Origin of the sequence: Marinobacter sp. AC-23 (assembly GCF_001858325.1) — a bacterium.
Classification (GTDB): domain Bacteria; phylum Pseudomonadota; class Gammaproteobacteria; order Pseudomonadales; family Oleiphilaceae; genus Marinobacter.
In genome coordinates this window covers 69,841-81,928 of record NZ_MBPP01000014.1, presented here as the reverse complement: position 1 = coordinate 81,928, position 12,088 = coordinate 69,841, and the positions used below count along the sequence as shown (strand labels likewise).

At 54.5% G+C, this 12,088-nt stretch carries 12 protein-coding genes and 1 pseudogene; 2 read left to right on the top strand and 11 right to left on the bottom strand.

All coding sequences use genetic code 11. The features are described from left to right. Positions 1 to 431: flagella assembly protein FlgT middle domain-containing protein (locus BCA33_RS06260; protein WP_302848217.1), on the top strand; the 431-nt coding region annotated here is incomplete at its 5' end. 125 nt (positions 432 to 556) lie between these two features. On the opposite strand, the pseudogene BCA33_RS06255 reads toward BCA33_RS06260, so the two are convergent. The 8 genes and pseudogenes from BCA33_RS06255 to yegQ form a co-directional block, all read right to left on the bottom strand. Continuing rightward, a pseudogene (locus tag BCA33_RS06255) lies at positions 557 to 1,017 on the bottom strand (SufE family protein). Continuing rightward, entirely contained in the window at positions 1,018 to 1,560 is a 543-nt protein-coding gene (gene sufT / locus BCA33_RS06250; RefSeq protein ID WP_071264291.1) for a putative Fe-S cluster assembly protein SufT, read from the bottom strand. Between the two features lie 38 nt (positions 1,561 to 1,598). Next, entirely contained in the window at positions 1,599 to 1,952 is a 354-nt protein-coding gene (locus tag BCA33_RS06245) for an iron-sulfur cluster assembly accessory protein (RefSeq protein WP_071264289.1), read from the bottom strand. A 13-nt stretch (positions 1,953 to 1,965) separates the two neighbouring features. Further along, on the bottom strand, positions 1,966 to 3,219 hold the full coding sequence (locus BCA33_RS06240) for an aminotransferase class V-fold PLP-dependent enzyme (RefSeq protein WP_071264287.1): 1,254 nt from the start codon (positions 3,217 to 3,219) through the stop codon (positions 1,966 to 1,968). Positions 3,220 to 3,224: 5 nt separating this feature from the next. Continuing rightward, positions 3,225 to 4,511 (bottom strand): Fe-S cluster assembly protein SufD, encoded by a 1,287-nt coding sequence (sufD, locus tag BCA33_RS06235; RefSeq protein ID WP_071264285.1) that lies wholly within the window; start codon positions 4,509 to 4,511, stop codon positions 3,225 to 3,227. A gap of 12 nt (positions 4,512 to 4,523) precedes the next feature. After that, positions 4,524 to 5,312, bottom strand: a complete 789-nt coding sequence (gene sufC / locus BCA33_RS06230) for a Fe-S cluster assembly ATPase SufC (RefSeq protein ID WP_071264282.1) — start codon at positions 5,310 to 5,312, stop codon at positions 4,524 to 4,526. Between the two features lie 69 nt (positions 5,313 to 5,381). Next, positions 5,382 to 6,830, bottom strand: coding sequence for a Fe-S cluster assembly protein SufB (sufB, locus tag BCA33_RS06225; RefSeq protein WP_071264280.1), 1,449 nt, complete (start codon positions 6,828 to 6,830; stop codon positions 5,382 to 5,384). A gap of 244 nt (positions 6,831 to 7,074) precedes the next feature. After that, on the bottom strand, positions 7,075 to 8,379 hold the full coding sequence (gene yegQ / locus BCA33_RS06220) for a tRNA 5-hydroxyuridine modification protein YegQ (protein WP_139172916.1): 1,305 nt from the start codon (positions 8,377 to 8,379) through the stop codon (positions 7,075 to 7,077). A gap of 174 nt (positions 8,380 to 8,553) precedes the next feature. On the opposite strand from yegQ, the gene BCA33_RS06215 reads away from it, so the two are divergent. Continuing rightward, positions 8,554 to 8,910, top strand: a complete 357-nt coding sequence (locus BCA33_RS06215; protein WP_071264277.1) for a helix-turn-helix transcriptional regulator — start codon at positions 8,554 to 8,556, stop codon at positions 8,908 to 8,910. Positions 8,911 to 8,928: 18 nt separating this feature from the next. Here BCA33_RS06215 and fabB read toward each other — a convergent pair whose 3' ends face one another. From fabB to BCA33_RS06200, 3 genes are all read right to left on the bottom strand, one after another. Beyond that, complete coding sequence (gene fabB / locus BCA33_RS06210) at positions 8,929 to 10,140, bottom strand: beta-ketoacyl-ACP synthase I (RefSeq protein WP_071264275.1); 1,212 nt, start codon at positions 10,138 to 10,140, stop codon at positions 8,929 to 8,931. A gap of 11 nt (positions 10,141 to 10,151) precedes the next feature. Next, on the bottom strand, positions 10,152 to 10,661 hold the full coding sequence (fabA, locus tag BCA33_RS06205) for a bifunctional 3-hydroxydecanoyl-ACP dehydratase/trans-2-decenoyl-ACP isomerase (protein WP_071264273.1): 510 nt from the start codon (positions 10,659 to 10,661) through the stop codon (positions 10,152 to 10,154). A 212-nt stretch (positions 10,662 to 10,873) separates the two neighbouring features. Next, positions 10,874 to 12,058 (bottom strand): NnrS family protein, encoded by a 1,185-nt coding sequence (locus tag BCA33_RS06200; RefSeq protein WP_071264271.1) that lies wholly within the window; start codon positions 12,056 to 12,058, stop codon positions 10,874 to 10,876. Positions 12,059 to 12,088: the final 30 nt, after the last annotated feature.

The following is a 12,088-nucleotide window of genomic DNA, read 5'->3' as shown; positions in this document are numbered from 1 at the left end:
CCTGGGATACAGATTACGGGGCCAAGGTTAAGCGTGCGTTGTTTAGCTCTGATACCAGCCGCAATTTTGAGCTGGATATGATTGTGCACGATGGCTATACCGGAAGAGTGATTATGGAAAAGCGTTATTCCGGCTCTGGTCGCTGGGATGTGCCCCGCAATGAGCAGATAAGTTTTGGGTCTCCCCGGTTTTTTGACACTGCCTATGGGCAGGCTGTGGAAAAAGTGCTGGGTGCTATGACGTCTGACGTGATTGCCCAGCTGGACTGCCAACCTATGCTTGTGCCGATTACCGAGGTTATCGGGAAGGACTTGTTGCTGGAGGTGGGAACGCCATCAGGCTGTTGCCGGGTGCAAAAATGCACTTGGTGCGGGCTGAGAGCGGGCTTGCCAGGCCAGATGAGCCGGCTCAGTTATGGGATACAGGTGTAGAGCTGCACATTCACAGTCTGTCGCTGGATTCGGCAAGGGCCTGGATGCCCAAGCTTGGCTCTCATATCAATATTCAGGAAGGCGATTACGCCGTTATCTACTAGTACAGTGAGAGAGCCTTGGTTTCAGGCTGCTATTTCAGCAGCCGCGATATCCCGTATCTTCCCTACCATGGAGCGCAAGCCGTTGCCACGGGTTGGGGAGATATGGCGGAACAGATCCAGCCGTTCAAACAATTCGTCGATATCCGTTGCCAGCAGATCTCTTGGGGTTCTGCCGTTCAGCGCAATAGTGATCATTGCCGCAAGGCCGCGCACAATCAGGCGTCGGAATCTATCAGCAGATAGAGCTTGCCGCTGGCTTCGTGGATGTGGGAGATCACCCACACTTGGCTCTGGCAGCCGTGCACATAGTTCTCTTCAACCCGGGCATCGTCCGGGAAAGCTGGCAATTGCTTGCCAAGGTCAATAATAAACGCGTAGCGCTCTTCCCAGTCGTCCAGAAATTCGAAGCCGTCGAGTACGTCTTCCAGCGATGGGTTTGTGCCTAGCGGGTTGTCGAGAAAATCCTGTTCCGTAGCTGGCATTTACAACATTCCCAATTCTAGCTTGGCTTCGTCGGTGAGCATGTCGTTGTTCCAGGGCGGATCAAAGGTTAGCTCTACGGTTACCTTGTCTACGTTGGGAACGTGCTCTACCTTGGTTTTCACGTCATCAGCAATGACGGGCCCCATGCCACAACCGGCGGCGGTGAGAGTCATCAGGATGAAGATGTGGTTGCCTTCGGCGGTGCCGTTTTCGATTCGACACTCGTAAATCAGGCCCAGATCTACCACGTTAACCGGAATTTCCGGGTCGTAGCAGTTGCGTATGGCTTCCCATACCTGATTTTCATTAATGGTTCCATCTTCTGGCGTGTCGAAACTGCTTTCCAGCGGTTTTTTGCCCAGGGCATCGGCGTTGTGGCCTTCGATGCGGGCAAGGTTGCCATTAACTGCAACGGTAAAGGTACCGCCCAGTGATTGTGTGATGGTCACAAAGCTGTCTACCGGAATCATGATTTCTGTTCCGGTAGGAACAAGGCGGGCTTCCACCTCGCGTTTGGTCAGGACGACTTCACGTTCTTGCATGCCTGGTTAAACCTCTTTTGGCGCAGAGAGGGGCGGAATTAGGTTACCGTAAAGCTCTCACCACATCCGCACTCAGCGGTGGCGTTTGGATTGCGGAACTGGAACATGGAGTTTACGCCTTCGGTCACGAAGTCGATCTCTATGCCGTTCACCATGGATAGGTGTTCCTCTTTCACAAACACATCAACCCCATCAATATGGAATATTCTGTCGTCGGCTGCGGCTTCATCCACCCATTGGGTTTCATATTTGAAGCCGGAGCATCCGCTTTTTCTGATGGCCAGCCGAATGCCTTTGGCACTCGATGCTTTGTCGAGTTGCTTGCGCACGTGCTTGACGGCACTTGGCGTCATAGTGACGCCAACGGTCGGTGTGAAGACTTCTGCTGTCATGGTGTCTCCTCCATCAGGCAAATAGGCGCTGAACTTTTTGCAAGGCGGCAAATAACTGATCCACCTCACTGAGTGTATTATAGAACGCAAATGAGGCCCGGGCTGTACCGGGAACTCCGTAGAAATCCATCAGTGGCATAGCGCAATGATGGCCGGTGCGGATAGCAATGCCTTGCTGATCCAGTAAAGTCCCTATGTCACTCGGGTGCAACCCTTCGATTTTAAAGGACATCACGGGCACTTTGTGTTTTGCGGTGCCAATAATGCTCATGCCCGGAACGGTTTCAGCCAGTTGGTTGGCGCGCTCCAGCAACGCGCTCTCAGCTGCTTCCATGGCTACTCTGTCGAGGCCATTCAGGTAGTCGATGGCAGCACCCAGGCCGACTGCTTCAGCAATAGCCGGAGTGCCTGCCTCAAACTTATAGGGCAGGACGTTCCAGGTTGTGCGCCCGAACGATACCCGCTCAATCATCTCCCCGCCGCCTTGATAGGGGGGCATTTCTTCCAGCAGCGCAGCTTTGCCGTAGAGCACGCCAATGCCCGTTGGGCCAAACAGTTTGTGAGACGAGAACACGTAAAAGTCGCAATCCAGTGCCTGCACATCCGGTTGGAAGTGAGGTGCCGCCTGCGCGCCATCCAGCAGCGTTATGATGCCGCGGGCTTTGGCTTGGCGAATCATACCTGCAACCGGATTAACCGTGCCCAGAACGTTGGAGGCGTGGGTGATGGCCAGCACGCGGGTGCGATCATTCAGCAAGCTGTTGAATGAATCCATATCCAGTTCGCCTGCTGGCGTAACCTGAATCGGCACCACTTTGGCGCCCGTGCGCTCGGCAATCATCTGCCAGGGCACGATGTTGGCGTGGTGCTCCATGTGGCTCACCAGAATCTCGTCACCGGCGTTGAGGCGCGGTGCCAGACCGTTTGCTACCAGGTTTATGGCTTCGGTGGTGCCCCGGGTCCAGATAATTTCCTGGGTGCTGCCTGCATTCAAAAAACGGCGAACAGTTTCGCGGGCGCCTTCGAATGCTGCGGTTGCGCGGTCGCCGAGAGTGTGAGCACCACGGTGCACATTGGAGTGCATTTCCCGGTAATAGCGATCCATGGCATCCAGAACGGCGGATGGCTTTTGTGCCGACGCACCGTTATCCAGATACACCAGCGGCTTCCCGTTCACCTGTTGCGACAGGATAGGGAAATCCCGGCGAATGGCTTGTACGTCAAACGCCTTGCGGGTTGCTGTGGTTGCCATGGACAGGTCGTTCATACCACTCAGGCCTCTTGAAACGCTTGATCAAAGAACTGGTTCAGGCGGATTTGCACCGTGTCTCTTACGGCTTCCACCGGAATTTGGGCTACCAGCTCGTTGATAAACGCCATCGTTAGCAGAACGTTGGCTTCTCGGCGGTCAATGCCCCGTGATACCAGGTAAAATAAAGATTCTTCGTCGAGCTGGCCGATGGTTGCGCCGTGGGCACATTTGACGTCATCGGCGTAGATTTCCAGCTCTGGCTTGGTGTCGATTTCTGCACCAGTGGAGAGCAACAGGTTTTTGTTATTCATATTCGCGTTGGACTTCTGTGCGTCCTGGTGAATATGAATCCGGCCGTTGAACACAGCGTGGGATTTGTCTGCCGCAATATTGCGATAGGTTTCTTCGCTGTCGCAATGGGCCGCCACATGCTCAATGGTGGTGTGGTTGTCGTAGTGCTGGGTGCCTTGGGTGACGACCACGCCGTTAAGCTTGCATTCAGCGCCTTCGCCTTCCATTCGCACTTGCAAGTCGTGGCGGCGCAGGGGGCCACCAAAGCCTACGCAGTGGCTCTCAAAACGGGAGCTGCGCTGCTGGGTTACGCCAGTGGCGCCGATGTGCTGTACGTTTTCGCCGCCCATGCTTAAGCGGATGTTGGTAACATTTGCGCCTTCTGCAAGGGTGAATTCGGTTACAGAGTTCACTAAAACCGCTTCTTGGCCGCTGGAAATATACTCTTCAACCAGAGTGATTTGGCTGTTGCGACCGGCATCCACAAAAATGCGTGGGAAGGCTGATCCGCTGGCGTCTGCGGTCACCTCATGAATGATAAACAAGGGCTGATCAAGAACGGCATCTGGATTCAGGCGAATCATCAGGCCATCCTCAAAGCGGGCCGAGTTCAGGCCTGCGAACTGCACTTCTTTGGTGTTTAGAGTGGTGTCCAGGCGCTCAGCCAGTTCACTGGCCTCTGCATCTGAAAGGTCGCCAAAGCGCTGGATAAGAATGTTGTTCAAATCCGGGTACTCACTGGCTTCGGGTATCATCACGCCATTGATGAAAACCACCTTGTAGCCGGGCACGGCCAGTGCGCTGCCAGTTTTTCCGGCAGTGGGCAAAGAGACGGCCATCTCGTCGGTCAGCTTCAGATACTTACTGGAGTACTTCCAGTTTTCTGTTTTCCGCGTTGGCAGGGGCATATCCACCAAGGCGGCGCCGCGCTGCTTGCGCAGGGCGAGCAGTGGCTCTGGTAACGCCTGGCCAGCCGGGTGCAGAAACGCGGTGGAAAGAGTCGATGCTGGTTTCATTCCGCGATCTCCTTAATTGGCTGAGTTGGAGAGAGCTGAGCTGTCTGCAGTTGCCTCATCCTTAATGCCAAGCCAGCCATAACCGCGCTCTTCCAGCTCCAGGGCCAGTTCGCGACCACCGGATTTCACGATCTTGCCATCGGCCAGAACGTGCACATAGTCCGGCACAATGTAATCGAGCAGGCGCTGATAGTGCGTTACCATCAAAATGGCCCGGTCTTCGGCTCGCAGGGCGTTAACGCCGTCTGAAACCACTTTCAGTGCGTCGATATCCAGCCCGGAGTCGGTCTCGTCCAGAATGGCTAGCTTCGGCTGCAGTAATAGAGCCTGCATGATTTCGTTACGCTTTTTCTCACCGCCGGAGAAACCTTCGTTTACGCCGCGTTTGAGGAATGCCGGATCGAGATCCACTTGCTTTGATACTTCCCGTGCCAGCTTCATAAACTCAGCCGCGTTCATTTCCGGCTCGCCTTTATGGTGGCGCATGGCGTTCACGGCAGTACGCATGAACTGCAGATTGCTGACGCCCGGAATCTCGACAGGGTACTGAAACGCTAAAAACACGCCTTCTCGTGCCCGCTCTTCGGTTACTTTTGCCAGCAGGTTCTCGCCGTTCAGGGTGACGTCACCTGAGGTTACTTCAAATGCGTCGTTCCCTGCGAGCACCTGGGAAAGCGTACTTTTGCCTGAGCCGTTCGGGCCCATAATGGCATGTACTTCCCCGGCCTTGATCTCCAGGTTGATGCCCTTGAGGATTTCTTTGCCCTCAACGGATGCGTGCAGGTTTTTGATGCTCAGCATTTGTAGGCTTCTCTCTATTTTATCCGTCTGAATTCTGTTTGCTTGCGCAATAATTTGGGTAGTGCCGGCTTAGCCGACAGAACCTTCGAGGCTTACTTCCAATAGTTTGCCGGCTTCAACCGCAAACTCCATAGGAAGTTCCTTGAAAACTTCTTTACAGAAGCCGTTCACGATCATGGACACGGCTTGTTCCGGATTTATGCCACGTTGGCGGCAGAGGAACATTTGCTCGTCGCTCACCTTGGACGTGGTGGCCTCGTGCTCAACGATTGCGGATTTGTTCAGGCTCTCAATGTACGGGAACGTGTGCGCGCCGCAACGGTCGCCGATCAACAGCGAGTCGCACTGGGTGAAGTTGCGCGCACCCTCCGCACGGGGGCCAAATTTGACCAAGCCGCGATAAACGTTGGAGCTTTTGCCGGCTGAAATGCCCTTGGAAATGATGGTGCTGGACGTGTTTTTGCCCAGATGAATCATCTTGGTGCCGGTATCAGCTTGCTGGTAGTTGTGGGTGAGCGCGACAGAGTAAAACTCGCCAACACTGTTTTCACCGCGCAGGATGCAGCTTGGGTACTTCCAGGTAATGGCTGAACCTGTTTCCACTTGGGTCCAGGATACCTTGGAGTTCTTGCCAATACATGCCGCACGCTTGGTGACGAAGTTAAAAATGCCACCTTTGCCGTTCTCATCACCCGGGTACCAGTTCTGTACCGTGGAGTATTTGATCTGGGCGTCATCCAGTGCAACCAGTTCAACTACGGCTGCGTGCAGCTGGTTTTCGTCGCGCATCGGGGCAGTACAGCCTTCAAGGTAGCTAACGTAGCTGCCTTCGTCGGCAATGATCAGTGTGCGCTCGAACTGACCGGTATTCGCCGCGTTGATGCGGAAATAGGTGGACAGTTCCATGGGGCAACGAACGCCCTTGGGCACGTATACGAAGGTGCCGTCGGAGAAAACCGCGGCGTTAAGCCCGGCAAAAAAGTTGTCCGTGTGTGGCACAACGCTGCCCAGATACTTCTGGACCAGTTCGGGGTAGTCACGCACGGCTTCTGAGATGGAGCAGAAAATAACGCCTGCTTTCGCCAGAGGCTCTTTAAATGTGGTGGCTACCGATACGGAATCAAAAACCGCATCTACAGCCACGCCGGCAAGCTTTTCGCGCTCGTGCAAAGGGATGCCCAGCTTTTCGTAGGTTCTCAGGAGCTCGGGATCTACGTCGTCGAGGCTCTGGGGCATGTCTTCTTTGCGTTTGGGCGCTGAGTAGTAGGAAATCGAGTCGTAATCGATTTTTTCATAGCCCAAATGCGCCCAGTCGGGCTCTTGCATTTCGAGCCAGCGACGATAAGCTTTGAGGCGCCACTCCAGCATGAATTCCGGCTCTTTCTTAATTGCAGAAAGGCGGGCGATAACGTCTTCATTCAAACCGGGTTCGAACGTATCAACTTCGATTTCTGTTACGAAACCGTGCTCGTACTCCCGTTTGATCAGTTCGTTCACCTCTTGGTCGGTGGTCGCCATGATCGTCGCTCCGTATTCTCTCTCGCGGGCTCTGAGGCCCTTTGGTTTGCCGGCAACCAAGGTAGGTTGCGGGGGACTAATCGAATGCTTCTGGTACGGGATTGTACAATACCAGAGTAAATTAGTCAGGTATTAAATTGTGGGAAAACCGATTATAGCGTAATACACCCGCCAGAGGCTAAGTCTGACGGGGGTGGCGCAGTTTTGATAAGAGTTTATACGGAGCCAGTAACCCAGTGGAGCTTCAGATTCCTGATGGCAAAATGCGGGTGAGGAAACTGTGATCCAGAGCATCGGGAGTATGGGGTGGGCGAGGGATGCGAACGATATGACCGCTGCCTGGCGCGCAATCCACCTTAGCGCCGTTACGGTTTTCCATAGTGGGTATCGAGAACTGCAAGTTCCCATAAGGTGTGATCAGCTCAAGCAGGTCACCTGCAGAGAACTTGTTTTTCACATCAATGGTGAGCCATCGGCCATCATGATGGGTGATGGTGCCGACCACTTGCTGAGTGCCCAAATAGGATGAGCCTCTTTCATAGGTCTGATATTCCTGTGGCATATGCCTGCGCAAAAAGCCTTCGGTGTAGCCACGATTAGACAGAGCTTCGAGCTCGTTCATCAGGCTCATGTCGAAGTTTTCACCTTGCACCGCCTGATCAATAGCCCGGCGGTAGATCTGAGTGGTGCGTGCGACGTAATAGGTGCTTTTGGTGCGCCCTTCGATTTTCAAGGAATGCACACCCATGGCCGCCAGCTCGGCTACGTGCTGCACAGCGCGCAGGTCCCGGGAGTTCATGATATAGGTGCCGTGCTCATCTTCATAAGCGGGGATAAAGCTACCGGGACGGTTAGGTTCTTCCAGAAGAATCTCTTTAGGTTCGAAGCTTTGAACATTGCTTTGGGTCGATGAGGCGATCAGGTCGCCTGTGTGGTCGTGGGTGTGCTGAACTTGCTTGTAGTTCCAGCGGCAGGCGTTGGTGCAGGCGCCCTGGTTGGCGTCCCGGTGATTCATGTAGCCGGAGAGCAGGCAACGCCCTGAGTAGGCCATGCATAGCGCACCGTGAACGAACACTTCCAACTCCATTTGCGGAACCCGCTCGCGAATGTCGCGAATCTCACCCAAGGCGAGTTCCCGCGACAAAATCACCCGGCTGATACCCTGACGGCGCCAGAATTCCACGGTTGCCCAGTTTACCGCGTTGGCTTGTACCGAAAGGTGAATGGGTTGGTCTGGCCATTTCTCCCGCACCAGCATAATCAGGCCGGGGTCGGACATAATCAGCGCGTCTGGCGTGTGCTCCAGTACCGGCTCCAGATCTCGCAGGTAGGAGCGTACCTTGTCGTTGTGGGGTGCTATGTTGGACACTACATAGAACTGCTTACCCAGAGCGTGAGCCCGTTGGATGCCGGCGCCCAAGGCAGAGGCATCTTTAAAGCTGTTGTTGCGCACCCGCAGGGAGTAGCGCGGCTGGCCGGCATAGACCGCATCTGCACCATAGGCGAACGCGGTTTCAAGGTGCTCAGGGGTGCCGGCGGGTGCAGCAATTCTGGGATGTTCATCGGGGCTCCGGGGTGGTGTCAGTGGTTAGCTATTTTGCCGCAAGCTAGCGCACATTCTCTTGATCCTGCTCAAACGTCTTATTGATTGTTTTCAGCTAACATGTGTACGCTGCAAGCCAAGACTGATTGGGTCAGTATTCATAAGTAAGGAGAGATAAGGATGGCATTAGAGCCTCTGGGCCCAGAGGTGGTGCGGGTTTCATTGAGTAACAAGGTGAGTTCACTGATCAGTATTCAGCTTGCCCGTGGCAAGGTGGGTGTTGAAGTGGTGGCATCACAGTTGCACATGAGTCGGTACACACTTCACAAAAAACTGAAACGGGAAGGTTTAACCTTTGCCCGGCTGCTGGAAGATGTGCGCCGTAAGCAGGCGCTGACTTACATGCAGGATAAAACCAAGACACTGGTAGAAATTGCGGAGCAGCTTGGGTTTTCAGAGTTGAGTGCATTCAGCCGGGCGTTTAAGCGCTGGATGGGTACATCCCCGGCTGAATATCGCTCTGTCAGGCTTTCGTGAATCTGAGCCCGAGTGAAATCAGAACTTTTTAAACACAAGTGTCGCGTTGGTGCCGCCGAAACCAAAGCTGTTGCTCATAACGAGATCCAGGTTTTGGTTGTCCATCCGTTCGCGCACAATCGGATAGCCTTCTGCGCCTTCATCCAGATTCTGGATGTTAGCTGATGGCGCTATAAAGCCTTCTTTCTGCATGATCATGCTGTAGATGGCTTCGTGAACGCCAGCTGCGCCAAGGGCGTGGCCGCATAGAGGCTTGGTAGAGCTCAATGGTGGAATCTTGTCGCCAAAGGTCTTTTTCAGGGCAGACAATTCCGTTACATCGCCGGCAGGTGTGCTGGTGCCGTGGGTGTTGATGTAACTGATTTCACCATCCAGATTTTTCATGGCCTGCTGCATGCAGCGCACTGCGCCTTCACCGCTGGGCGCAACCATGTCGGCGCCGTCTGATGTGGCGCCAAAGCCAACCAGTTCGGCAATAATGTTTGCGCCGCGTGCTTCCGCGTGTTCCAAGGCTTCGAGCACCACTGTGCCGCCACCGCCGGAGATAACAAAGCCATCCCGGTCTTTGTCGTAAGTGCGGGAGGCCACCTCAGGTGTGTCGTTGTACTTGGTTGAAAGCGCGCCCATGGCGTCAAATAACAGGCTCAGTGTCCAGTGAATGTCTTCGCCGCCACCCGCAAGCATGACATCCTGACGACCAAGGGCAATTTGATCCGCCGCGTGGCCAATGGCGTGGGCGCTTGTGGCGCAGGCCGACGTAATGCCGTAGTTGATGCCGGTTATGCCAAATGCCGTTGCAATAGACGCGTTGATTGCACTGCCCATGGTGCGAGGCACACGATAAGGGCCAACCTTGCGAATGCCTTTTGCGCGGTGGGTATCAATGGCATCGAGCAGTTCAACGGTTGATGCGCCGCCGGTGCCGAAAATAGCGCCGGTGCTGTTGGCGGTGAGGTGTTCTTCGCTCAAGCCGGCCTGCTCGATGGCTTCGCAAGCCGCGAGATAAGTGTAGGCCGCCGCCGGGCACATGAAGCGCAAAAGCTTGCGGTTGATCAATGCTGGGAGATCCAGATTGATTTGCCCACACACATGGCTGCGCAAGCCGTTATCACGGGCTTCTTCGCTGAAGCCGATACCGGGCAGGGACTCCTTCAGGGAGCGAGTAACTTCTTTCTGGTTGGTGCCAAGGCTGGAGACAATCCCCATACCGGTGATAACAACACGCCGCATCTTGCTAACTCCTAAAAATCATCGGTGGATGAGAATACGCCAACCCGCAGGTCTTTAGCCGTGTAGATTTCTTTGCCATCCACTTCCATGCGTCCGTCGGCAATGGCTAGCGTAAGTTTACGCCTGATCACACGCTTAATGTCGAGGTAGTAGCGCACTTTTTTGTTGGTTGGCAGAACCTGTCCCGTGAATTTTACTTCTCCGGCGCCCAGTGCGCGGCCTTTGCCTTCGCTGCCGCCCCAGGCCAGGTAAAAGCCCACAAGCTGCCACATGGCGTCCAGGCCAAGGCAGCCGGGCATGACGGGGTCATCCACGAAATGCACTTTAAAAAACCAGAGGTCCGGATTGATATCCAGCTCTGCTATCAGGCTGCCCTTACCGTAAAGGCCGTCGTCTGTGCCTACGTGGGTAACACGGTCAACCATCAACATTTCATCTATGGGCAGCCGCGTGGCGCCCGGGAAAAGTTTGCCATGACCACACTTAATCAGGTCTTCTTTGTCAAAATGATCCGGGTTCATAGTGCCGCTATCTCTGTTACAGAATGATTTATTGATACTTTAGCTGTTATTTCGCGAGTCGCTATTGACCATTAGTGGATGATTAACGTTTAAATGGTGCAGTTGCAAGTTTGGAGCGGTTCTCAAGAGGCGGGCCATTGAGCAAAAAAAGGGGCGGGTTCTCACGAACCCGCCCCTTTTTTAAAGTACACCAGTACGGCCAGTTTGGTTGCTCAACCCGCCCGGCCATCAGGCCTGGGGCTGGCAAGCATGTTTGCGTAGCGTACTAAATACATGCCGTAAGCGAACACCCAAAGCAAGCTGCTGCTACCAATTCCTGGGTGCCAGGGGATAATGTCGAATGCGGTTAGCACGCGAACCACAGCCGCCAGCTGAATGGCAAAAAATGCGACAACCATACCTTTCGGTAGCACCAAAGGCCGGCCTGTGTGGCCAAGAGTCACCCGGGCGATTACGCCCAGAATGAGGCAGCTGATAGCGCCTGTGCCCGCGGCGTGACTCCAGGCATTGGATGGCCAGCCCGCGAAAAGTGTGCCTGCGAGAAGGTACAGCGAGATAGGGACCCAGAGAATAGACAGGTGAAGAACCCACAACAGGGGTTCTTTGTGAGCCAGCCAGCCTTTCCAGTTAGCCAGCCGGACCAGCATAAGAGTGCCAGCAATAATCGCCAGAGTGCCCGTGACGGTTTGCCAGCCGGTAACCAGCGACGCGGTGAGCAAGATCATTGAAAATAAAGTGGCCATGTCTAGCGCCGGAATGGTTTTTACGACGCTGGGATCCATGCCGTTCTGGCGCAGCCAGCCTGTTGTGAATGCGGGAGTAATGCGCCCGCCCACAATGCTGATAAGCGCCATGGCGATAATCAGCGCGCCATGACTGAAAGCCATATCCAAACGGGTAACAAACCCTATCTGCATCAGCCACAGCAAGCCCAGAACCACCAGAATCATGAGCTGACGCTTTTGCTTTGCGTGCCAGATTCGCCAACCTGCATCCAGCATCACCAGCGGCAGAAAGGACAGATTGACGCCTTGAACCAGCCAGTCGGGCAACTCAGCACCCAGGGCCAGTAGCAGCCTCCCTGCAAGCCATACTCCCCATAGCAACATAAGGCGAAAGCCATGAATACGCTCAGTCTGCGTCCATACGCACACAGCGGTCAGCAAAAAACCAGCGATGGCCGCTGACAAAAAGCCGAACAGCATCTCATGCTGGTGCCAGAATAGCCCCGGCATGGCCAGAGGCATATTGATAACGCCTGTTACCTGTAAGACCCAGATTGGAATGGCGAGCAGTGCCAGCAGGGTCATGGACAGGAAGAAAATTCGGAACGGGTAGCCGAAAAGCTGACTGAAGCTGGCGGAGCCGGTTTGAGAGGGTGTTGAGGTGGCCTGCATGTTGGTTCCTGCTGATACATATATGTTAGT